The organism is Vibrio chagasii (genome assembly GCF_024347355.1).
Taxonomy (GTDB): domain Bacteria; phylum Pseudomonadota; class Gammaproteobacteria; order Enterobacterales; family Vibrionaceae; genus Vibrio; species Vibrio chagasii.
Window position 1 is genome coordinate 1385422 of record NZ_AP025466.1, and the last position, 23394, is coordinate 1408815.

At 44.1% G+C, this 23394-nt stretch carries 21 protein-coding genes and 3 pseudogenes; 10 read left to right on the forward strand and 14 right to left on the reverse strand.

Going from position 1 to position 23394, the window contains the following annotated elements; genetic code table 11:
• The first annotated feature begins 52 nt into the window (after positions 1–52).
• Positions 53–1333, forward strand: coding sequence for a dicarboxylate/amino acid:cation symporter (locus tag OCV52_RS21965; protein ID WP_261900887.1), 1281 nt, complete (start codon positions 53–55; stop codon positions 1331–1333).
• 81 nt (positions 1334–1414) lie between these two features.
• On the opposite strand, the gene OCV52_RS21970 is transcribed toward OCV52_RS21965, so the two are convergent.
• The 4 genes and pseudogenes from OCV52_RS21970 to OCV52_RS21985 form a co-directional block, all read right to left on the reverse strand.
• A complete protein-coding gene (locus OCV52_RS21970) occupies positions 1415–1705 on the reverse strand; it encodes a putative quinol monooxygenase (RefSeq protein ID WP_137406164.1) in 291 nt (96 codons plus the stop codon).
• 202 nt (positions 1706–1907) lie between these two features.
• Positions 1908–2406: pseudogene (locus OCV52_RS21975) on the reverse strand (hypothetical protein).
• 209 nt (positions 2407–2615) lie between these two features.
• A complete protein-coding gene (locus tag OCV52_RS21980; protein ID WP_137406165.1) occupies positions 2616–3407 on the reverse strand; it encodes an oxalate:formate antiporter in 792 nt (263 codons plus the stop codon).
• A gap of 226 nt (positions 3408–3633) precedes the next feature.
• A complete protein-coding gene (locus tag OCV52_RS21985; RefSeq protein ID WP_102425860.1) occupies positions 3634–4200 on the reverse strand; it encodes a dihydrofolate reductase family protein in 567 nt (188 codons plus the stop codon).
• 60 nt (positions 4201–4260) lie between these two features.
• Here OCV52_RS21985 and OCV52_RS21990 point away from each other — a divergent pair, with 60 nt between their 5' ends.
• Both OCV52_RS21990 and OCV52_RS21995 read left to right on the forward strand, forming a co-directional pair.
• Positions 4261–4830 (forward strand): TetR/AcrR family transcriptional regulator, encoded by a 570-nt coding sequence (locus OCV52_RS21990; RefSeq protein WP_105023901.1) that lies wholly within the window; start codon positions 4261–4263, stop codon positions 4828–4830.
• A gap of 206 nt (positions 4831–5036) precedes the next feature.
• Positions 5037–6566 carry a phospholipase D family protein gene (locus OCV52_RS21995; RefSeq protein WP_137406166.1) on the forward strand — a complete coding sequence of 510 codons (1530 nt, stop codon included), beginning with the start codon at positions 5037–5039 and terminating at the stop codon, positions 6564–6566.
• Positions 6567–6671: 105 nt separating this feature from the next.
• Here OCV52_RS21995 and nfsA read toward each other — a convergent pair whose 3' ends face one another.
• Entirely contained in the window at positions 6672–7394 is a 723-nt protein-coding gene (gene nfsA, locus OCV52_RS22000) for an oxygen-insensitive NADPH nitroreductase (protein WP_137406167.1), read from the reverse strand.
• A gap of 247 nt (positions 7395–7641) precedes the next feature.
• Between nfsA and OCV52_RS22005 the strand changes: the two are divergent.
• Positions 7642–7740 (forward strand): annotated as a pseudogene (locus tag OCV52_RS22005) (haloacid dehalogenase-like hydrolase); the annotation flags it as partial.
• A gap of 571 nt (positions 7741–8311) precedes the next feature.
• Entirely contained in the window at positions 8312–8548 is a 237-nt protein-coding gene (locus OCV52_RS22010) for a YdcH family protein (protein ID WP_004740376.1), read from the forward strand.
• 181 nt (positions 8549–8729) lie between these two features.
• Here the strand turns inward: OCV52_RS22010 and glpD are convergent, their stop codons facing one another.
• From glpD to OCV52_RS22035, 5 genes are all read right to left on the reverse strand, one after another.
• A complete protein-coding gene (gene glpD, locus OCV52_RS22015; RefSeq protein WP_137406168.1) occupies positions 8730–10289 on the reverse strand; it encodes a glycerol-3-phosphate dehydrogenase in 1560 nt (519 codons plus the stop codon).
• Between the two features lie 288 nt (positions 10290–10577).
• Positions 10578–11372, reverse strand: coding sequence for a DeoR/GlpR family transcriptional regulator (locus OCV52_RS22020; protein WP_137406169.1), 795 nt, complete (start codon positions 11370–11372; stop codon positions 10578–10580).
• Between the two features lie 260 nt (positions 11373–11632).
• Complete coding sequence (gene glpK / locus OCV52_RS22025) at positions 11633–13153, reverse strand: glycerol kinase GlpK (protein ID WP_137406170.1); 1521 nt, start codon at positions 13151–13153, stop codon at positions 11633–11635.
• Between the two features lie 58 nt (positions 13154–13211).
• Positions 13212–14066 (reverse strand): MIP/aquaporin family protein, encoded by an 855-nt coding sequence (locus tag OCV52_RS22030; RefSeq protein WP_137406171.1) that lies wholly within the window; start codon positions 14064–14066, stop codon positions 13212–13214.
• Positions 14067–14516: 450 nt separating this feature from the next.
• On the reverse strand, positions 14517–14948 hold the full coding sequence (locus tag OCV52_RS22035) for a PACE efflux transporter (RefSeq protein WP_137406172.1): 432 nt from the start codon (positions 14946–14948) through the stop codon (positions 14517–14519).
• A gap of 111 nt (positions 14949–15059) precedes the next feature.
• On the opposite strand from OCV52_RS22035, the gene OCV52_RS22040 reads away from it, so the two are divergent.
• Positions 15060–15947: a LysR family transcriptional regulator gene (locus OCV52_RS22040; protein ID WP_137406173.1), complete on the forward strand. Its 888-nt coding sequence runs from the start codon at positions 15060–15062 to the stop codon at positions 15945–15947.
• A gap of 93 nt (positions 15948–16040) precedes the next feature.
• Here OCV52_RS22040 and arsB read toward each other — a convergent pair whose 3' ends face one another.
• The 3 genes from arsB to OCV52_RS22055 form a co-directional block, all read right to left on the reverse strand.
• On the reverse strand, positions 16041–17096 hold the full coding sequence (arsB, locus tag OCV52_RS22045; RefSeq protein WP_137406174.1) for an ACR3 family arsenite efflux transporter: 1056 nt from the start codon (positions 17094–17096) through the stop codon (positions 16041–16043).
• 109 nt (positions 17097–17205) lie between these two features.
• Positions 17206–17547 carry an ArsR/SmtB family transcription factor gene (locus tag OCV52_RS22050; protein WP_004740382.1) on the reverse strand — a complete coding sequence of 114 codons (342 nt, stop codon included), beginning with the start codon at positions 17545–17547 and terminating at the stop codon, positions 17206–17208.
• A gap of 178 nt (positions 17548–17725) precedes the next feature.
• A complete protein-coding gene (locus OCV52_RS22055) occupies positions 17726–18241 on the reverse strand; it encodes an HPP family protein (RefSeq protein ID WP_137406175.1) in 516 nt (171 codons plus the stop codon).
• A gap of 125 nt (positions 18242–18366) precedes the next feature.
• Between OCV52_RS22055 and OCV52_RS22060 the strand changes: the two genes are divergently transcribed.
• On the forward strand, positions 18367–18939 hold the full coding sequence (locus OCV52_RS22060; RefSeq protein WP_137406176.1) for a TetR/AcrR family transcriptional regulator: 573 nt from the start codon (positions 18367–18369) through the stop codon (positions 18937–18939).
• 237 nt (positions 18940–19176) lie between these two features.
• The gene (locus tag OCV52_RS22065; RefSeq protein WP_137406177.1) at positions 19177–19974 is read left to right on the forward strand and encodes a Cof-type HAD-IIB family hydrolase; all 798 of its coding nucleotides are present in this window, start codon (positions 19177–19179) and stop codon (positions 19972–19974) included.
• Between the two features lie 91 nt (positions 19975–20065).
• Here OCV52_RS22065 and OCV52_RS22070 read toward each other — a convergent pair whose 3' ends face one another.
• On the reverse strand, positions 20066–21265 hold the full coding sequence (locus OCV52_RS22070) for an MFS transporter (protein WP_137406178.1): 1200 nt from the start codon (positions 21263–21265) through the stop codon (positions 20066–20068).
• Positions 21266–21458: 193 nt separating this feature from the next.
• Here OCV52_RS22070 and OCV52_RS22075 point away from each other — a divergent pair, with 193 nt between their 5' ends.
• Together OCV52_RS22075 and OCV52_RS22080 are read left to right on the forward strand one after the other, a co-directional pair.
• A complete protein-coding gene (locus tag OCV52_RS22075; RefSeq protein ID WP_137406179.1) occupies positions 21459–22106 on the forward strand; it encodes a DsbA family oxidoreductase in 648 nt (215 codons plus the stop codon).
• A 34-nt stretch (positions 22107–22140) separates the two neighbouring features.
• Positions 22141–23338, forward strand: a pseudogene (locus OCV52_RS22080) (winged helix-turn-helix domain-containing protein).
• Positions 23339–23394: the final 56 nt, after the last annotated feature.

Consider the following 23394-nt stretch of genomic DNA (forward strand, 5'->3'; position numbering starts at 1 on the left):
TCCCTTTATAAAGGTATCTGAACTGTCCTACAGGGTTACTGGAACCGTCCTTATGTTAACTAAACTTCGCCACTCTCTACCTCTACAGTTAATGTTAGCTGCTTTGCTTGCATGGCTTTTTGCACAATTTATTGCTTCAACCACAGGTATTACCCAAACGGGGTGGTATCAGTTCTTAATGCTCGGCAAAACTACCTATATCGGCTTGCTAAAAATGGTCGTTGGCTTAGTAGTTTTATTCTCGTTATTGCAAGGTATAACCAGCATTGGTTCGATAACTCGATTGAAGCAAATTGGCCGTAACACAGTACTTTTCTATAGCTTCACGACGCTGATAGCCATCTCTTTGGGCTTGGGAGCTTCATTGCTTTTGCCTGCTTGGGAGCCTTTAACCAGCGTTGCTATGATTGGAGACGATGTTCAGCTCATAAGCGAAGATGCGGCAGGTGGAGTTGCGATTGCTAGCAAGCTTTTTAGTATGGCTTTAGTTAACCCAGTAGCGGCGTTAACTAACGGTAACTTGCTCGCGATTGTCGTGTTCTCATTCATGCTCGGTATTGCTTTGCTTTCTTCATTGCCAGAAAAACACCCGATTTTTGAGGTACTGAATGGCTTAAATAAGAGCATCAATACCATTGTTGGTTGGATTATTCGTCTAGCTCCGTTTGCGGTTTTCGCCATTGTCCTTGATTTTACCGTTCGTGGTGGCGAGTCACTGTTTGAGCAATTGGCACTGTTTGCTTTGCTCGTGTTTGTGCTGACTCTGATCCACGGAGCGATTGTACTGCCGGCCATTGCGAAGGTGATGACTGGGATTCGTCTTAGCACACTATTCAAAGGTATCTCGGCACCGATGGCGATGGCGTTCGCAACGTCATCAAGCTCTGCTACTTTGCCACTTGCGATGCAGAGCGCAGAAGAAAAGCTCGGCGTATCGCAAAGTACAAGTAGCATGGTGTTACCACTTGGCGCAGTGATGAACATGGATGGGACGGCACTTTTTGAAGGTGTTGCGGCAATCTTCTTGGCTCAATTGTTTGGTGTGGACCTCACGACTTCTGGCTTGGTGATGATCTTCATTATGGCGATGGTCTCTTCTGTCGGGGCTCCGGGTATGCCATCTGGATCTATGTCTGGCATGCAGCTGGTGTTATTGGCCGCAGGTATACCACTGGAAGCGATCGCGATTCTGCTGATTATTGAACGTCCGTTAGATACATTTCGTACGGCAGTTAATGTAGAAGGTGACATGATTGCTGCACTGGTCGTGGATAAATGGCAGAAGCAACAAAAGACAGTGCTTGAACCAACACTGGGCGAATCTGTAGCTTAGAGAATACCAAGTTCAATGAAAAAGCCCGTTCAGGTGTTCTGAACGGGCTTTTTGTTGTTTGTTAATGTGTTCAGTCAGCGACTAACCGATTTTCGTCATTTCATTGAGAGTGAATGACGCCACACAACCTTCGGTTGCAGCCATGTACTCAGCGAGATGAGTATTCCCCATGTGCGCTTGCCACAGTTCGCGTGATGTCCAGTTTTCGTAGAAAGTGAAATGCGCAGGTTTTTCGTTGTCTTGGTGTAGGTCGTAGTTGATGCAACCTTCTTCTGCACGAGTGGTATCAATTAGCTTTAGCAGTTCTGCTTTAACCACTTCAACTTTGTCTTCGTTAGCGACGATGTTTACGATGATAGTCAGTTGAGTCATGTTTGTTACCTATATTATTTGATTCACCAAAGCGGTGCTGTTCACTGAGTTGCTCTTTATTGGATGAGCAATCATCAGTGCCGATGAACAAAGAATAGTAAGAAGGCTCATGATGATAAACCGCGCTCCGTTAGAATTATTATCAAAAATTAATTGATAATAAAGGAGCTATTAGGTGTTGATTAACAAAGGTAATTGAACTTTAAAACCCGCCCGCCCAGGCATCGAAGTCATCAATATTGTCGAGTTCTTGCTGGCTTCTTGGGGCTGGGTAATAAGGCAGGGCTAATCTCACAACTGAAGGTAATAGCTCCCATTCTGGCGTCATCTTAAGGCGCTTCAATTCATCATTGAGACGAACAAACATATAGTAGCCGTCGCTGTGGGTATTGGCGTAGCTTACGATTGTGGCGATATCACAAGAAGGTAGTTTTACATCTCGGCCAAGTGGGTAGAGCTGATGAAGCGCAAAGCTTACTTTTGGATCTTGTAATTTGCCTTGTTTAAAGCGCTCTAGGCCAATAGCGGTTGAGGTCGTGTGAGGCTTCCAGCCTGTGAGGAACAAGCCACTCAAACTATCTTGGAACGGCTTACCTTTTCGATTACCTTCATTGCTAATGAATTGAACCGTCAGTTTGTCTCCTGATTCTTCCAGAATTTCTAAAAAACTGTTCACCAGTGCGATCGACTAAAAGCTTCATAAGACATAAATACCATTAAGAATGGGATACGATAAATGGTACTACTTTTGGGTAGGATTGTGTAGGAGCGATCAACCCGTTCTTGCAAGTGCCGTGTCAAGATTGCCGTACTTATCATGATTGTACTGAGAACGAATACGCCGAGAGCAATTAGCCCTCGGCGCATTTATGAATTGGCTGTTAAAACCTGTGGCTTACTTAATACGGAATTAGCTTAACTCTTCCTCAACGTATTGAAGACAAAATGACTGAGCATGATCATCAATGTTGACTTGCTCGTTACCTCTAAACTCAAGGTACAGTGTGACTGCTTGTTTGAGTGCCGGGATCAATGCGTCACGTTCTGGCATCGCGACGGTTTTTACGAGTGCTTGCGCAAACTTAGGCAGTCGTTCTTCAATTTTCCTCACACCAGACGGCGTGAGCCCAGCTTGCTTTAGCGCCAGCGGAGATAGAACGTTTTGACGAATGAAAGAGAGAGACTCAACTGTTTCGAAGTATTCGCCACGAGCTATCTTGGTTGCGGCATAGTGCGTCCAAATCCAAAAACGATCTTCAATCCATTGCGGGTCTGGTTGTGGGTAGCGTGGTTCCGCGCTGCTGAACACATCGGTTAATAAGCTATTTCGTTCCCATAACACTTGGTTGTTATCAACTCGAACTGCTGCGTCTGGTAGCGAGACAAATTTGAAATCAACGTGAACAGGCTCTGGGCCAAATACCGACACAATTAAACGTGGCTCACCAACGTGTTCACCCGTGAAGGCAGCGACTTTACCGCCAATGCTATCAAGAATGTTGAACCGTTCTTGCATTACGCTTTCATAGTCGGCTGGGTTAACCGCGATAACAAAATCTAAGTCGCTGTATTTGTCCATCGAGTTAGCGCCAAAGGAGCCACTTGCGGCGATGCCACATATACGAGGATCTTGAGACAAGACATCAACCACTTTGATGAGAAGTGCTTTGTGAGGTGCTGGAAGAGTGCTTGGGTAGTTCATATTTTACCTATCTTAAAAAGTTAGAACTGCAATGCAGCTAGTGCGGCAAAATCAACGCAGCATTATAGAGTGTCAATGTTGGCTTAGCTTGTCAATGATTAGCTTGTGAGCAGAATTAGGAACGGCTTCGAGGAGAGAGCTGGGTTGCAGACTTTAGGTTTCTTAAGTAAAGGAGGCATGATGAGCCAACTCGATTTTGGCTCATCAACATCGATCATTAAGTGGCTTAACGCTTACGTAAATAGTGAGTAGTTACGATCTCATCGAGGTAAGTCGTGACACTTTTTAGCGTAAAGTCGAGAGGAGAGACTAAGTCACCAAATAGCGGAGCACCACCACCAAGAACGACAGGGATCGTCGAGATAATCAGTTCATCAACCAGGTCTTCTTTCAGGAAGTTTTGAATGGTCACACCGCCATCAATATACAGATTGTTAAGGCCTTTGCTGTTTAGATCTTCGATGATCTGAGTGAGTTCGCCCTTTATCAAGAACACTTTACCTTCAAGCTCTTTAGGCACTTCAGTCAACGTGTTACTCAAAACATAAACCGGTTTTGTGTAAGGCCAATCAATACCGAAGCTCAGCACCATATCCATGGTGTTTCGGCCCATTACCAAAGCATCGATACGATCGATATGGGCGTTGTACCCCATGTCATCACCCTCTGGATTTGGGATGGCTTGTAACCAATCTAGACCACCGTTTTTGTCTGCAATGTAACCATCAAGACTCGTACCGATAAAGACAATATTTGACATTGTTAACTCCGAAATTGAACAGGAACTTGGCATTTACGCTGTATTAAATTAAAATATTCTACAGTGTAGAAATTTAGTTTAAGAGGTGGTGTTATGACTGTCAAGGATCAAAAGCGAGGTCGACCAAAGAGTGGATCAAGTCAACTGAGTGCAGAAAAGATCTTAGATACGGCAAAGAGCATGATGCGTGAAGGCGGTAAAGTTCCGAGTATCAGAGGATTAGCCACAGAGCTCGGTGTCGATGCGATGGCGATATACCATTACTTCAAAAACAAAAATGATCTATTGGAGTCGATCACTGTCTCATTGGTAGGTGCAGTGGCACAGCCTGAGCAAAACCAAGTGTGGCAAGAGAACTTGTATCAGCTTAGCGTGAGCTATCTTTCAGTGTTGAATGACTATCGCGGGCTACTAGAAACTTTGCTGACGATGAAATCGCTTGGGCCCGTTGAAGTCTTTAGTGAGCGCTTTGAAGCGGTAGTGAATCCGTTGAATCTTACATCAGAGCAATCCGAAGATGCTCTTCATTTGCTAGTTGACTACTTGCATGGCTATGCGCTTGCATTGAACTGTAACCCGGATAGAACTGAGATTACGGTTGAGATGGTGAGAAAGCCTTTAGGCCTTTATTGCTTGGGTATCGAACAACTGAAAACGTCATGACCTTGTAGTCAGTATTGATGCCTGAATAGGTGAATTCGGTACAGTGTTCCTCATGATGAAGTCGCTAAGTTTTATTTATACTGGATAATTACCTATAAATTTCTGGATTTAGCAGTAATAATCAATGAATAACCTCGAACAACTTGGTCGTTGAAAAGTTGTCGAGGCCAATTCAAAGACCTCACCGTGAAAAGGAAGTCAAACACATGCCTGCGCTCCAACGCATCAGCTTAACCTTATTACTCGTCGCTGTACTCGGCGGCTGTTCTTCATTACCAGAAGGCATCGATCACCCGGCAGAACCGTACACCTCTTATGGACCAAGCGCTTTATCGGTTTTGGCGGATGAATATCAACCCGCATCAGAGCAGGCGTCGACGGCCGTTCGTTTACAAGAATCCGGTTGGGACGCTTTAGCTCAGCGCTTGGCACTGGTTGAAAGTGCAGAGCACACCATCGATATTCAATACTACATCTGGAACTCGGACGAATCGGGCAAGTATCTCGCTAGTCGCTTGCTAGCCGCTGCTGATCGCGGTGTTAAGGTTCGAGTGATGCTGGATGACATCAACCTCAATGAGCGTGAAGGGTTATTGTCGGCACTCGACGCTCACCCGAATGTTGAGATCCGAATTTTTAACCCAACACCAGCGCGCCGTGGTTTCAGTAAGTGGCTGAGCTTCCTTGGCGATTTTTCTCGTTTAAACCGCCGTATGCACAATAAATCCTTCACTGTAGATGGTACTTTGTCTGTGGTGGGTGGACGTAATATTGGTGATGAATACTTCGATCTTTCTGACGAGATTAACTTCCGCGATCGTGATGTATTGGTGATGGGGACCGTCGTTACCACTATCCAAACCAGTTTTATTGAATATTGGGATAGCCGTTGGTCTTATCCTGTCGCTATGTTGGGTGACGAAGAGCAACCAGATCTTTCAAAGATTGACGACATAACCGTTCCACAATACAAGAACTACCCAGAGTTACCATTAAATCGCGAAGCAGCAGATAGCCTACTGAAAAAGGCTCTTGATGAGATGACTTGGGTGAATGCTCGTTTCGCTTACGATCGCCCTGTGCCTGTCGATTCAGACAATACTGATGAACCCAAAGCAACGGCAGTTCTGTTGGGACAACTAGCAAGCGAGTCGAAACAAGAGATCTTGCTTGAGTCGGCTTACTTGGTATTCGATGATGGCCAATTAGATGAGTGGCAAACGTTGAACAACGAAGGCGTTGAGATAAAAGCATTGACCAACTCAATGGCGTCAAACGACTTGGTTACTAACCACTCTGCTTACGCGGGCAGACGCTACGATATGTTAGAGCATGGAATCGACCTGTTTGAGCTAAAACCAGATTCCAAGTTGTGTGAAGCATCCACCCAAGACGTGTCTAAGTGTGCGCCAGAGACAGCTTATGGTCTGCATGCGAAATCAGTGGTATTTGACCGCAGTATTGCGAGTATTGGCTCATTTAACTTCAACCTGCGCTCGACTTACCTAAATACGGAGTCGGTGTTAATCATTGAAAACACAGCAATTGCTGAAACCCTAGCTGAAACTATCGAGCAGGCGATGAGCGAAGACAACAGTTGGCGTTTGGAGCTAGAAGACGGTGATGTGTATTGGTACTCAGGTGAGCAAAGTTGGGATAGCGAACCAGAAACCGGCAAGTGGGAACGCATGCAATCAGGCTTCCTACAGCTTCTTCCGATAGAGAAATACCTCTAATAAAATCAGAACCCTAGAAAAGAAAAATGTCAGCGCATATACGCTGACATTTTTTGTTTGTGATGATGGAAAGATAGCTTGTGTATCTGAGCGCGGTCTTGAACGCTATCTCTTAGTCAGTTGCTTACTGTTCAAGTACGGCAAAATATGTGGGCGAGATTCTCCAGAGAGTTTCTGTGTGATCTGCTGTGACCAACTGCTTTGCTTTTGGTTACTTGAGCGGTTGGCGTAGTAGCTCTGCATTGAATCATCATAGCTAGCGATCTCATCTAGGTTCAATGGTTGGTATTGGTTTTCGTGCATCACCACATGAGCTGGAAGGCGGGGTTTAATCTCTGGTTGCTGTGCAGGGTGACCTAAACACATACCAAAGAGCACGGCTGTGTGCTGTGGAAGTTCTAATAGCTCATCAACCTGTTGGGCGCTATTGCGCAAGCCACCAATGTACACGCCACCTAATCCCAACGACTCCGCAGCTAACATGCAGTTCTGCGCCATAATGCCAGAATCGACGGCGCCAATCAGAGTTAGCTCGGTAAAGTCGGTTTTTACCTCAGGGTTAATCTGAGCGTGGCGTTGATAGTCGATACAGAACACCAAAAACTCAGCAGCACTTTCCACATAAGGCTGGTTGCCTGAGTATTCCGCTAGCAGCTTACGCTTCTCTTTGTCTGTTACTCTAACGATGGAAACAGCCTGTAATAAGCTTGATGATGATGCGGCGAGACCTGCCTGGACAATTAAATCTAGGTGCTCTTTTTCTATTGGTTGGTCGGTATATTGACGAATGGAGCGATGCCCCAAGATGGTCTCAATCGTACTATTCATAGCGCTCTGACTGTCCTTGTTTTTATGATGTATTACAAATCACCATAACGACATTTTTTAGTCGGGTAAACCTCTAACTCCATAACTCTTTTATATTTGAACTAGCCTTTGAAGTTAGCTCTTTGTAAGTACTCAAGGAACAGCAATATAAGCTTCGGTTATAGTGTTCATAAGTGGAAAATTAGAGTAGAGCAACTAGGGTGAATGACATTAAGTCCGTTAATTAATTCAACAACATGGTCGTGCTATGAAGAAAATAACCCTTTTATCTTTCACGATATTATCTAGCCTCTCGTTCTCATCTCTTGCTAAAGACTGTGACCCTAATCTGCTGCCTTCATTGAAGATAGTTAGAGCAAACCAGCTGTTGCTTCTGTTGCCAAAACTTTCGTTGGTTTGTTGATAGAGGCATGATCGTGAGAATGAGATTCCAAGGTAACAGTGGCACGACCCAAGATTATGACCTTGAGCGCTGTGAGACGGAAATTCCAACGGACTTATATGAATCTAAACAGTAGGCTACTAATTATTTCACATTGAGATAAAGCTTCGCTTTTATCAATAGCACATTAATACCTTTTCCTTCTGGTGAGGGTATTTTATTTAAAATCTAACAACTGATTCGACTATATTGTGGATTATCAACGAATGCTGACGCTGATACGCTTTGGTGTATTCGAGCACGCTCTGTGCTTGTAGACTCGAGAGACCAATATGAAATATGAGGGAAAAGTATATCGTTACTGAGACAATTCAATTTAACACCCTCGATTTTGTAGGGGGATGTTGTAAATTTGTGAGTCTAAATTGTCTATATTCTATGCTGTGTACTGGATCTCATTTGTTATTTGAGTCCCTTGCTAAGCTTAATAATTAACATGTAATACCAATCACTTTAATCAACTGAAGAGGTTTCTATGCTAGGTGAAAATCACTCTCTTGTTCACGAATTTCCTGAAATGAAAGACAAAATTGCTGAGCTTGCTAAAACTGATGATGGCTTTGCAACAGACATGAAGACATACGACAACCTTGATAAAGAGATTCGTAAACTTGAGCTGAAAGATTCACCCATTGATGATGGCTCAATGCACCAACTTAAGCACGACCGTTCTGTGCTGAAAGATGCGTTATATGCTCGCTTGAACAGTTAATGGACGACAGCTTTTAGATATCGACAATAAAAACTCTTTCGGGAGTTTTTTTGTTTGTAAGAGATGGCGCTTGCTTAAGTAATTGGGTGTGGTTTGATTACCTAGTAATAAAAAAGCTTAGCGCGGGTGACGCTAAGCTTGGTTATTAATCAGGTTTTTGGACTGTGCTTGTTGGCAGGTATTAGCCTACCTGAGAAAAGCTTACCACTTTACGTTGTAACTTCTCTTTTAAGTAGTCAGACAATGCTTGTTGCTCAGATTCGCTCATGTACAAGCCAAGCTTGGTTCTGCGCCATAAGATGTCTTCTTCTGTCATTGCCATCTCTTGGTTGATCAAGTAATCAATCTCAGCTTGGTAAACACCGTGTGCTTCGCTTGAGAACTGAATACCAAGATCCGATTCACACGTAGCGCCTTCAAGTAGATGCCATGTGTAAGTACCAAATTGGGTCACGTAACGAAGCAGCAGTGCTTCTGATGCCCAAGGGTATTTCGTGTGCATCATTGTGGCAAGCTGTTCGCGGCTGCAGCTGAAGTTACCACCCGGTAGCGTGTCGTTAGCTGTCCAAGGTGCCCCCATATGTTTCAGGTAAGGTTCTAGCTTGTTTACAGCTGCTTCACCAAGCTTACGATAAGTGGTTAGTTTGCCACCGAAAATAGAAAGCAGTGGCGCTTGGTCAAACTCAGCATCTAATTCTAATGTGTAGTCACGGGTTATTGCTTGTGGTGAGTCAGATTCATCATCGCAAAGCGGTCTCACGCCACTGAAATTCCACACTACATCGTCACGCTCTAGTTGCTTAACAAAATGCTGGTTTACAATATCAATTAAGTAATCAACTTCTACATCGTCGATAGCTACTTCGCGGGGATCGCCTTTGTATTCAAGATCGGTTGTACCGATGAGTGAGAACTTATCTAAGTAAGGGATCATGAACACGATGCGGTTATCTTTATTTTGTAGAATGTATGATTGTGGTTCGTCATGAACACGCGGGACCACAATGTGTGAGCCTTTGATTAGGCGAATATTACGCGGTGATGTTTGCTCCAAACCATCATCAAAGAACTGTTTCACCCAAGGGCCAGCTGCGTTGACCAACGCTTTCGCTTTGCGCTCAAAACGTTGGTTTGTCATCACATCAAGAATAGTTACATGCCAAATGTCGCCTTCACGGTGTGCTTTTTCGACTCGGCAGTAGTTGCGTACTTCTGCGTTGTTTTCTTTCGCTGCCAACACGTTCAGTAATACCATACGCGCATCATCTACCCAGCAGTCTGAGTATTCGAAACCTGTTTTCATTTCTGGTTTCAGCAAACCTGATTGAGCCAAGTTCACCGTTTTACTTCCAGGAAGAGTCGTACGTTTGCCCAAGTTGTCGTAAAGGAACAAGCCACAGCGAATCATCCAAGCTGGACGTAAAAATGGACGGTGCGGTAAACGGAAACGCATTGGTTGTGCAACATGAGGTGCTTTTCTCAGCAACACTTCACGTTCTGCGAGTGCTTCTGAAACTAAACGAAACTCGTAATGTTCAAGGTAACGTAAGCCACCGTGGATTAGCTTTGAACTTGCAGAAGACGTCGCAGAGGCGAAATCATTTGCTTCGTATAAACCAACGTTTAGACCACGACCAGCAGCATCTGCCGCGATACCCGCACCATTGATGCCGCCGCCAATAACGATTAAGTCTAGAGTTGAAGATGTACTATTGTTTGAATTAGTTTGTTGAGCACTCATGGTTTTGACCTCTTTCTGAGCGAACGAGCATTTTAGAACATAGTTTAATCCTATATTAACTTTCGTTTTCGGTCATTTGTTATTTTCGTTTATGCGCGTTTTATGTGATTTGCACATAAAAAAACCTTCGCTTATGACAGCGAAGGTTCCAAATAACTCTGATTCGAGCATAGAAGTGATACTGTTCATGTTCAAGTACGACTTTCTAAGTAACAAAAGAGCCCATTATCGACAGGGTGATCTATCAATAGTGGACTCTTCTAATGAACATGATTTCTGAGCGTTTTTTTATTCGCCCGAGGCTAGTGGTTGAGAAGCAGTCTCGATCACTTCTAGTGGGACCGATGAATCCTTGAGGATGTTCAGGATCTCTTCTGGTGGTTGTTTATTGGTGAATACCATGTGTGCTTGAGAGATGTTACCCAGCTTCACCATTGCGTTACGACCAAACTTACTGTGGTCGACTGCCAGGAAGATGCTGCGGCTGTTTTCAATGATGGCTTGCTTCACTCGAACTTCATGGTAGTCAAAATCAAGCAGTGAGCCGTCGAAGTCGATACCGCTGATCCCTAGAATGCCGAAGTCGAGGCGGAACTGCTTTACGAAATCGAGTGTTGCTTCACCCACGATGCCACCATCACGGTTTCTTACTTCACCACCTGCCAAGATAACTTTTATCTCTGGGTTTGGTAGAAGGATACTGGCAACGTTGATGTTGTTAGTCACGACTCTGAGTTGTTTGTGGTTTTTGTTCAGCGCGCGTGCCACGGATTCTGGTGTGGTGCCGATATCAACGAACAAGGTTGCACCATCTGGAATGTGTTTTACCAGCTCGTCGGCAATCACATCTTTTTCATTGAAGTTAAGCGCTTTACGCGTGTTGTAAGAGGTGTTTTCTGAGCTAAGAGGAATAGTAGCACCACCATGATAGCGACGGATTTTATTGCTATCAGCCAGCTCATTGAGATCTCGTCTGATGGTTTGTGGGCTAACATCGAACTTCTCTACGAGCTCTTCGGTGCTCACATATCCTTGTGTTTTTACCAGGTCTACAATCTGCTGGTGTCTTGGTATTTGCTTCACTTAACTTACCACTCCCTGCGCGCTGCAATACTTTAGCGCACCTAATTCTAAATATTACCTCGCGCTATTGTGCTCGAATTGATACTCAGAGAGAAGTAATGATGGTAAGGAATTATGTCTAAACCGCAAAAACGTTGATCAAAACATGAAAAAAAGGCCCCAAACGCAAAAAAGAGCACAATATAGTGCTCTTTTTAGTTTCGTTTACTGAGGAAAGAACAATTCAATCGAAAAGAGAGTGATTATTCGAACGCTCGATTTTACTCTTCGTCGTCATCGTGCAGTTCAGACCAAACTTGTGCACACTTGATAGCACGTTTCCAACCTTTGTAACGGCAGTTACGTTTCTCTTCATCGTGGTGTGGCAAGAAAGTACGGTCTAGTACTGCTTTGTCTTGAAGCTCATCGATGCTGTCCCAAAAACCAACCGCCAGACCAGCAAGGTATGCTGCACCCAGAGCCGTTACTTCAGTTACTTCAGGACGGTGAACTTCTGTATCTAGCACGTCTGATTGGAACTGCATTAGGAAGTTGTTCGCTACTGCACCGCCATCAACACGTAGGTTTGCTAGCTTGATGCCAGAGTCCGCTTGCATCGCATCCAGTACGTCACGAGTTTGGTAAGCAATACCTTCCAGTGTTGCACGGATGATGTGGTTAGAGTTAACACCACGAGTTAGGCCAACAATCGTACCGCGAGCGTAAGCATCCCAGTATGGTGCGCCTAGACCAGTAAATGCAGGAACAACGTAAACACCGTTTGACGTATCGACTTTAGTTGCGAAGTATTCAGAATCTTCTGCGCCAGCCAGTAGTTTCATTTCATCACGTAGCCATTGGATAGATGCGCCACCCATGAATACCGCACCTTCAAGTGCGTAAGCTGGTTCGCCTTTAGGACCACATGCTAATGTCGTTAATAGACCGTTCTTCGATGTTACTTTCTCTTGGCCTGTGTTCATCAGTAGGAAACAGCCCGTGCCGTATGTGTTTTTCGCTTGGCCAGCTTCAACACACATTTGACCGTAAAGCGCTGCTTGTTGGTCACCCGCAATACCCGCGATTGGAATACGAGTACCACCTTTACCACCAAGGTTCGTTTGGCCGTAAACTTCAGAAGAGCGTTTCACTTCAGGCATCATAGATGCTGGAATACCCATCTCGTCTAGTAGCTTGCTGTCCCAGCATAGGTCGTTGATGTTAAACAACATAGTACGTGATGCGTTAGTGTAATCCGTAACGTGTACACGGCCTTGAGTCATCTTCCAAACCAACCAAGTATCAACCGTACCGAACAGTAACTTACCTGCTTCAGCGTCTTCGCGAGCACCTTCAACGTTGTCTAGAATCCATTTTACTTTTGTACCTGAGAAATACGGGTCAAGGACTAAACCTGTATTGTCACGTACGTAGTCTTCTAGGCCGCGCTCTTTAAGTTCTTCACAGATTTCTGCAGTACGACGACATTGCCATACGATAGCGTTGTATACCGGTTTGCCAGTCTCTTTGTTCCAAACGATAGTGGTTTCACGTTGGTTAGTGATACCGATACCCGCTAGCTCGTCGCTGCGAATACCTGCTTTTGCTAGAGCTTCAACCAATGTAGAGCTTTGAGTCGCCCAGATTTCCATTGGATCATGCTCAACCCAGCCAGCCTTTGGATAAATTTGAGTAAATTCTCGTTGAGAAGAGCTTACGATGTTTGCATCGTGATCGAGGATTACAGCGCGAGAGCTTGTAGTGCCTTGGTCTAGGGCAACAATGTATTTTTGCTCGGTCATGGTAAGAATCCTTTTTGTTCCGTTATTTATATTTTAGTAAATGTAAGGTCGCTTGGGGTTAAGCTTGAGCTTGTTCAGCTTCTTCTTCTGTTTCACATTGGTTTGGAATTGTGCAGCCATTGCCTTCCACTGGTAGGTGAGCACCGATAACACGTGGGTACAACCAACCACCAAAACACGCACCAGCAATAGGAGCAAGAATTGGAACGATGAAGTAAGGAATATCACGAGCACCGGTTAATGCAAAATCCCAACCTGCAAAGTAAGCGAAAAGTTTTGGTCCGAAGTCACGTGCTGGGTTCATAGCAAAGCCAGTTAGTGGACCTAGAGAGCCACCAATTACCGCAATAAGGATACCGATCAGTAGAGGGTTCATTGCGCCACGTGATGCGCCATTGTTCTCGTCGCCCAGTGCCAGAATGGCAAACATCAATACAGCAGTAATCACGAATTCCACAGCAAAAGCGCCGAAGAAAGAGAGTGAAGCATGTGGGTAAGTCGAGAAGATACCAGCAGTTGATAGTGCGTCTTGGCTGCTACGAACAAAGTTATGAGCAATTTCGTAATCGGTGAACAAGTTGCTGTATAGGCTGTAAACCAAAGCTGCAGAGCAGAAGGCACCAAGTAATTGAGAGATGATGTAAGGCACAACTTTCGCCTTATCAAATCCATGGAACATGGCTAACGCAATAGTTACTGCAGGGTTTATGTGTGCGCCAGAAACGCCAGCTGTACAGTAAATTGCGATTGATACGCCGAAGCCCCAGATGATACTAACTTCCCATTGTCCGAATGTTGCACCTGTTAATACCAGTGCAGCCACACAGCCAACGCCAAAGAAGATGAGCAGACCAGTACCGATAAATTCGGCGAGGCATTGCCCAAATAAAGAAGGTTGTTTGTTTGTTGTCATGTTCGAGTCCTTGTTATTTTTGCTTATCTAGCACACGTATTGTGCATAAATTTGCGAACTCGAAAATAAACGAGCATTAAAAGTGAGCGTTTGAGCATAAAATTGTTAATTAAACTGACTTGAAATGTTAAACCGAACACTTTTGCTCGAAAAAGAAGCTTGTATGGACGCTATTGCGCGAATGTATGTCCTGTGAGGTCGCTAAAAGTACCTGTATGTAAGCAGATGCACAACTGGTACGAGGAGTTGATGGCTGGATTTGTGATGCTGATTCGCGAGTGGTGGTTTATTAAACTTGGATCTTGTGGACCTATCCTAGTTCTCAAATGTTGGAAAAGCTTTAACAAACAATGATGTACTTAAGCTATGACAAAAAATGCCAGATCCATACTGAATCTGGCAATTCGTTTTGTTTATCGCTCAGTGATGATATTTGAGCGAATTGGTGACTTAGTTGAGAGCGCTAACTTTTCCTTGTGTAACAAGGTAGTCTCTTACTGAATCGTACGCCCAGTTAAATCCGATAGCGTAGAGTACAAAGAAAATGACTAGGCCAATGTCCATAATCAATACGGTCAGAAAATCGAGCTTTAACACCCATATCAAAACTGGCAGCGTTACAGTCATTAAACCAAGTTCAAATCCCAATCCGTGTAAAACTCGTGTTTTCTTGGTTCGTTTTGTTCTGTCTGCCCCGAAGATTTTGTCGTAGCCGTAGTTGTAGACGTAGTTCCAAGCCATTGCTATTAGCGACATCGCAAGTGCTAACCCCGCCATTTCCCCAGCTCCATGACCAGTAATGTAGGTTGCTAGCCCTGCCATCATGATCAGTGCGAACACTTCAAATAGCACCATATGTAGAATTCGTTCTTTGTGTGACATGTACTTTCTCTTTCTGTTGAATCTATATTTGCTGTTTGAAAGGTATGTTATCTTTAATTATGATTATAGAAAGATAGTAACTATCACCAATGGTGATGATAGGTTGGTGGCATGTATAACATTGAACAGCTTAAAATGTTCGTTTACGCAGTAGAGCTGGGTTCTTTCTCAGCAAGTGCTCGTCATTTGGGTAAGGTGCAATCGGCGGTCAGCCAAGGCATCAGCAATCTTGAAATAGATTTCAATGTAGAGTTATTTGATCGTTCGACTCGCAAACCTTCGCTAACGAAAGAAGGGGAGCAACTGTTTAAACAAGTGAAAGCAATCGTCCTTCAGGTTGAAGATCTCAATGCTTCCGTTAGTGCGATAGGAACTGGCGAAGAAGGGCTTATTAAAATCGCATTAGACGATTCCTTGTTGGTCCCCAACCTATCCAGAATCCTAAGTGAATTCAGCCAACATTTCCCTGCTACTGAGGTTGAGTTGATCGCTTGTACCACAACAGAAGTGAATCCTTTCGTCGTTGAAGAGAAGGCAGACCTTGGTTTGATGTTCACCAACTTGGCTTTTGATGTCGGTTCTGAACCTTGCTTTATTGGGCACTTACCGTTTGTTGCTGTTTGTCACCCAAGCCACAAGCTAGCCAAAACGGGTGTAGCGAAGTTGTCGGATTTACTGCCTCATCGTCAGCTCATGCTGAGGGGGGATAAAGGTAAGATGATGGATCAGTTTCCACTTATAGCGGGCAAGGTATGGTGGTCGAACAGCTTTATCGTCATCAAGGAAATGATCCTTGGTAGTGATGTCGGCTGGGCGTACTTACCCAAACACCTTGTGGAAGAAGAGTTGAGTAAACAGCGCTTAGTTGAGGTGAACGTCGCATTTGACCACAAAACGTGGTCGCCTCCGGTTGATTTGGTTTTATCGAAAACACGCTCGAAAGGACCTGCTTTGCTTTGGCTTGAACAAGCATTGAAAGGCCTATTAGACGAAACATAAGCTGGATGAGACTTAAATTGGATTAATCTGGATAGAGAAAAGGTTCACAAATTACTTTGTGAGCCTTTCTGTTTTAAGCGATACGCGATTTTTCTAGTTCGCAGATTTCACTGTGAGACCGTTGTAGTACTTGTCTTTCATCTTAAGTGCAACGTTCACTAGGTAAATCAGCACAGGTACTTCAATCAGTGGTCCAATAACGCCTGCAAACGCTTGGTCTGAGTTGATACCGAATACAGAGATTGCTACGGCAATCGCTAACTCAAAGTTGTTACCAGTCGCAGTGAAGGCAATTGATGCGTTCTTGTCGTATTCAATGCCCATCTTCTTACCAATGAAGAAACTGATGAAGAACATAGCAGTGAAGTAGATTGTCAGTGGAACAGCAATCAACAATACGTCCATTGGCAACTCAACAATCATCTCGCCTTTTAGGCTGAACATCAGAACGATAGTTGCTAGCAGTGCAATAAGTGTCATTGGGGAAATACGCGGAATGAACACCTCGGTGTACCACTGCTCACCTTTCATCGACACAAGGATCTTACGGCTTAGGAAGCCTGCTAGGAATGGGATACCTAGGTAGATAAGTACGCTGTGTGCAATATCGATCATTGAGATATCAACCAGCATACCTTCGTAACCGAATACAGGAGGAAGAACGCTGATGAACAACCACGCCATAAAGCTGTAGCTAACCACTTGGAACGCACTGTTTAGAGCAACCAAGGCGGCACCATATTCTTTGTTACCGCCACCGATGTCGTTCCAAACTAGAACCATTGCCACACAACGTGCAAGACCAATTAGAATCACGCCGACCATGTAACCAGGGTGATCGCCCAAGAGAGTCAGTGCCAATACGAACATGAGGATTGGGCCAACAAACCAGTTCATGATCAAAGAGAGCTTGATGGCTTTCTTATCTTTTACCACGGTGCCTAGCAGGTTGTAGTTAACCTTAGCCAGAGGTGGGTACATCATTGAGATAAGGCCTATCGCAAGTGGAATGTTGGTGGTGCCAACAGACATTGAATCGTTCCACTGTTCGATCTGTGGGAATAGGGTACCCAGCAGTACACCAAGGCCCATGGCGATGAAGATCCATAGTGTTAAGTAGCGATCTAGAAAACCTAACTTTGGTTTCATGGTAATCTCTCTTTGTTGATATCGTAAATCGTCGAAAAACGATTAATTGTGGCAAAAAAACACGCTTAAAAGTAAAGGCTATCAAAGCCAATCATTCAAGCGTGAACTTCTATTTTAAAATGCTGTTAAATACCGATTCGAAGCGTTGAATATTGTCGCGGTCGATGCGGTAACACATCTTTGGCGGAATAGACTCAGCGGTAATGAAGCCTGAGTTTTTTAATATTCTTAAGTGTTCTGACACTGTTGATTGAGCTAAACCTAATTCACTCACCAGATCACTGTTTAAGCAGCCACCTGACTTTTCTAGTGCAGACAAGATGCTAAGTATGCGAATTCGAGCTGGATGCGCGAGTGCTTTTGCTAACGCAGCCATCTCTTTTTCTGCTTCAGCATTACTCGGCGGAAGAGGTAGAGAACAGCTTTCTGTTGCTTGGCATGTTGCAGTCATACTTAAGTGGCTCACTTACTACTAATCGTTAAAAGACGATTGATAGTAAGCCTATTTCTTTTGGCGGTCAATGCGAATTTTAAAAGTCGCACAACTTAAAGAGCAAACATGCTATATCACATCCATGATTAAGGCCAACTTAGCGATTACCGCGTGAGTTAGAAATAAGTGATTAGCTCTATTTTCCTATCCAATACAGCGGCCATCCTTGTTGTGTCGAGGTGTTATTGAGCATGGCGCCAACCAAAACGAGCGCGACACTGCCAACTAAAACAGGCGTAAACAAGAAGGTCCAATCGACGAGTGATGTACCTGCTAACGCGATAACAATCGGGTTCGCGCCAGCGGGTGGATGAACCGCTCGAAAGTACTGCATCAAAAATATCGCGCTACCTACTGCTAGCGGCATCACTAAATAAGAATCACCGAAACCATACAGCGCTGCGAGCCCGACTGCCGCGGAAATGAAATGACCCGCAATGATGTTGCGTGGCTGAGCAAGCGGCGAGGTTGGCACCGCAAACAACAGCACACAAGTCGCGCCAAACGGTGCCATTAACCAAGGCACTTGCGACTGCCCAGCAAGCAAACATAAGATCAATATGCCTACCGTACCACCGACAAAACCCTTAAGTAGTTGGCTCAGCGTTGCCTTTGGAGGTAGCTCTCCTCCACCGATCAGTTTTTTTATCATCACGAACTCCCACCTATGACTAGAAAATAAAGTGTACAGATCTGTACTTTTTGATTTTAATGATACAGATCTGTACACTCTTTACAACGTGAAATTTTGCGACCTTAATTGAACGAGTGGATAGGATGAGTAAGAAAGAACTAATCTTGGATGTGACTGAATCTTTGTTTAATCGTCTTGGTTATACTGCCGTGGGGGTGGATATGATTCGAGATGCTGCAGCAGTTTCTAAGACGTCTATGTACCGTCACTTTGGTTCAAAAGCTAAACTGATTGAAGCCGTGTTGGCTAGGCGTCACCAGCGATTCGAGTCGAGTTTAGAGGCGGCACTTTCATCTACCTCAGGACTGCATAATCAACTGGATGTATTGCTAGATTGGCACTTTGCTTGGTTTGAACAGCCAGACTTCAAAGGTTGTATGTTCATGCACGCGCTTGCCGAATTTAAAGAATCGGAAGATGACATTGCGATGCTTGCACAACAGCACAAATCATGGCTCAAGAGCATTATTCTAAAGGTCGTTAGCGGTGGTGGAGAGGTAGGTACTGCAACATCTGATCTGCGCAGTGAATCGGTCATCACTTTCATTGAAGGTTTAATCGTCAGGAGTGAGTTTGGTGTATTAGATTTAAGCTTAGATTCAAACAAAGAAGCTTACCGAAAAGCATTGCATTCACTTGCTACTATAGCGATATAATCGAACGCAGAACCGTTACCCAAGATAACGAAAAATCATAATCTACTATTTAATTTTTATACCAATCACAGTAAATGATCAGAAATAGCGCAGGAAAAAGACTTGAGAACAAGGCGGAATTTTTTGGTAAGTAGTTATTCTACAATCAAAAATTCTAACGCAGTTATCGAGTATTTTAACCAGCTAGGATGAACAGTTATTTACTACGATTGGTATTACTTATAGGTAAGCTCTGAAATGCCACAACAGAACATCAAATTTATCGCTGCTGATATGGACGGCACTCTGCTTAATGAACACGGAAAATTAGACCCAGAATTTTTTAACCTCTATGAGCGATTAGAAGCTCAAGACATTATCTTTGCTGCTGCGTCGGGTCGTCAGTACTACAGTTTAATGGAAACTTTTGATCCTATTAAAGATCGCATGATGTTTGTTGCTGAAAACGGCACATTAGTGATGCACAAAGGTGAAGAACTCTACAGCTGCTTGCTAGATACAGATGCAATCAAAGATATCATCAAAGAAGCGCGTGCTATCGAAGGCGCTCATGTTGTGTTGTGTGGTAAGAAGTCGGCATACATCGAAACCAAAGACGAGCGTGCTCTAGAGGAAATCTCTAAGTACTACCATCGCCGTGAGCAGGTAGAAGATCTGTTGGCGGTTGAAGATGAGTTTATCAAGGTGGCTATTTGCCACTTTGACGGCTCACAAGAGAAAGTAAACCCAAGCATCGACGCTAAGTTTGGTGAAAATTACCAAGTGGTTGTAAGCGCAAAAATTTGGTTGGATGTAATGAATGCTGAGGCTTCAAAAGGGGCGGCAATTAAGCATCTCCAGAACACATTAGGTTTCACTTACGAACAGACCATGAGCTTTGGCGACTACCTAAATGATTACGAGATGCTTAAAGAAAGTTACCACTCATATGCGATGGAAAATGCACATCCAAAACTGAAAGAGATAGCTCGTTTTGGCGCGCCAAGTAATGTTGATGCGGGCGTATTCCAAGTGTTGGAAAAGCTTCTCGCCTAACGTTTAAAATCCTTTCTAGATTTTTATCAAAGCCGACTCACTAACATGAGTCGGCTTTTTTATTGGTAATCTCGAATTTTGATAATTCGCTTTAACATTGATTCGCTAAGGTACACTCCGGCTTAATTTGTCTGCCAAGTTTACCCATCCAAAATGTGGCAGCCAGAACCACGGCTCCAGCAATGGTAAAACCATAAATAATCGCATCGGCTTGCGCCAATACGGCAATCAACACATAACTTAGGCTCTGGGTTAATGTAGCGAATAGCGCTAGCCCTCCATCTACTCTTCCTCTTTGTTTTATTGCTACCGCATGGTGCATCCAATTGGTTCGGGCAATTCTATTGAGTGCGTTGAATGCACCGAAAATGAAAGTAAGAACAATAAGATATGCAGGATTCTCTGCTTGGCTCATCAACAATAAAGAGACTCCGATGATGTACATCGCTATTTGGATGATTGTTTTGTGAGATGCAGACTTCAGAATCAGTGGTAAAGATATCCCAATAATCAGTGCCCCCATGCCGAGAGAGATATTGTAAAGTGCAAGCCAGTCTCCGGTGATATTCAGTTCTGAAAACCAAATCGGAATTAAACGGCTCAAAAAGGTCACCATCGGATATGAGAGACAAGAAACAATCAGGAAACCATAGAATTGAGGCGATTGAGAGAACACATCTTTAATTTCGACCAATTGCTGTTTGAATGGTGTATTTACACTCTCCGTGATTTGTCTTCTGTAAGGTGTCACCAAGTAACTTATTGCTGAAATGCTCGAGGCAATACCTGCAAAAATCGCAAATTCAATAATGCTCCACTGCTCGAGTAAGACAACACCAAGAGCGCCTGCACCCAAAGTTGTCGACTGCAAAATAATCTCTTGGTGACTCGAAATTTTCGCATATTCATGGTGGTCGTAATTCTCTTGCGTAAAGGCATTGTTGGTGTGCCAGGCAAGGCTACTAGAAACCCAAAAAATGAGTTGAGCGGCACCCAGAACGACAATAGAACCGAAGCCAAACCAGTAAATTGCAGCGACAATAAATGCGGTTGAAGCCTGGATTACCTGCGCGATGATCAAAATATTTTTACGAGAATGGCGGTCGATCAACGCTGAAAAATAGGGTGTAGCAAGAAAGGTAGTGATCGTACAGACCAGAGCCGTGAGCGCAACAAAAGTGCCCATATTGGGCGTTGCTAGCATTAGCCACGGAAGTGCCAACATAAATAGCCCTGAGCTAATGCCATCAAAGAAGCGTCCGGTAAGGTAGGGTGGTGTTTTTCTTTTCATATCTCTGTCTCATCGTCTCCGTTTTGTATCACTCTACAACTTAAAGTTAACTTTAAGTCAAAGGTTAATTGAGAGAAATTTGATAGCGAATATGTCGATATTTGAACGAGTGTTCATATTGTTGTGGTCTTAATGGCAACACGGATATCCACCTTGTATTGGATCTGCCTTATTAACGATATTTGGAATGACGATGAGTAAGAAACTTCAACTCGATATTATTTCTGACGTAATGTGCCCATGGTGCGTCGTCGGTTACAAAAACCTAGAGCAGGCTGTTTCAGAGCTAGCTTTAGAACAACAGATTGAACTTGAATGGAAGCCATTTGAGTTGAATCCAGATATGCCGCAAGAGGGTGAAAACCTGCGTGAGCATATCATGAGAAAATACGGTTCTAGTGCAGAAGAAAGTCAGCGCTCACGTGAGCAACTGGCAGCTCGCGGCAAAGCGGTAGGGTTCGATTTCAATTTTTATGACAGCATGAGAATGGTGAATTCACGCCACTTACATGCGCTGCTTGATTTTGCTCTAGCGCACGGAAAACAGACAGAGTTGAAGCTACGCTTCTTCACAGCGCATTTTTCAGAGCAAAAAGATCTGTCAGATCTGGATGTTATTGCGCAAGAGCTTGAAGCGGTTGGCTTAGTTGCAACGAAGGCACTGAAACGCTTAAAGAACACCGACAACTTAAAGCAAATAGAAGCGCAAGAGTTCGAATGGCAACGCATGGGTATCTCTGCGGTTCCTACTGTGGTTTTCAACCGCAAGAGTGCAGTAACTGGCGCGCAGACGGTCGAAACGTACAAGCAGATCCTTCAAGAGCTTATTGCTGAATCATAAGCTGGTCATTGCTATCAATTAAAGTTTGGAGTTCATGGAATCACTTTCACTCGCACAAGCGAAAAAAATTGTACTGCTATCGCAAAAGCTACCGCCTAAAAAGCTGCCACCCAAAAAGAAACGTAATGGGGGCGCTTTGGCGAGCACGCTGTCTGCGATTGAAAACCTTGGCTATTTGCAAATTGATACGATCTCTGTGATTCAAAGAGCCCACCATCATACGCTGTGGAATCGTAATCCAGATTACCAACTTAGCCATCTTGATAAGTTGTTAGAGCGTCGTGAGGTACTTGAGTATTGGTCGCATGCTGCTGCGTATTTACCCATGCGAGATTACCGTTTCAGTTTGCATCGAAAAAATGCGTTCGCAAGCGGTAAGCTGAAGCATTGGTATAAAAAAGACGAGGCACTCATGGCTCATGTTCTCAAACGTATTGAGAACGAAGGGCCATTAATGGCGAAAGACTTTGAAGGCGATAGACCAAACCCCGGCGGATGGGGCGGTAAACCTGCCAAACAGGCCCTAGAAACTTTGTTTATGCAAGGTGACTGAATGGTGCCAAGCCGAGTGAACTTTCATAAGGTGTATGACCTAACCGAGCGAGTTGTGCCGAGTGGCATTGATACCTCTGAACCCACAGAACAAGAGTACATTGATTCGTTATTTAGAAGCGAACGGTGTGGGCATCGCATCGGAGATGAGCTATCTCCTTAAGAACACCAAGCCACTGATACAGAAGACACTCCAACAGATGCTTGAAGACAAGCGAATAGTGAAAGTGGATGTTCAAGGTGCTGGTTACTACGTGTTGCCTAATGCGTTTGAGCTACTGAATCAGCCACTATCACGAACCAAGTTAAAGGTACTTTCTCCGTTCGATAATCTGTTGATTCAACGTAAGCGAATGCAATCACTGTTTAACTTTGACTACCTTCTCGAGTGCTATGTTCCTGAAGCCAAGCGCCAGTTTGGTTATTTCAGTTTGCCGATTCTATGGCAAGGAGAGCTGGTGGCGCGAATGGATTGCAAGGTCGACAGAAAGAGCCGTTTACTCAATATTCGTAACTTGGTTGTGGAAGATAGAATCAAAAACCATGAGTCGTTGATTCATGCCTTATCTGATGAGCTTAAACACTTCATGGTGTTCAACCAATGTGATGAGATGGTCGTTCACAATACTACGCCTTCTGGCCTTGGCAGTTACTTGATGAGTCATTGGCAAACGCTTTAACCTTCATCGTTGGTTCAAAGCCATTAGTAACGCAGCCCACCTTAGTTACTTAAATC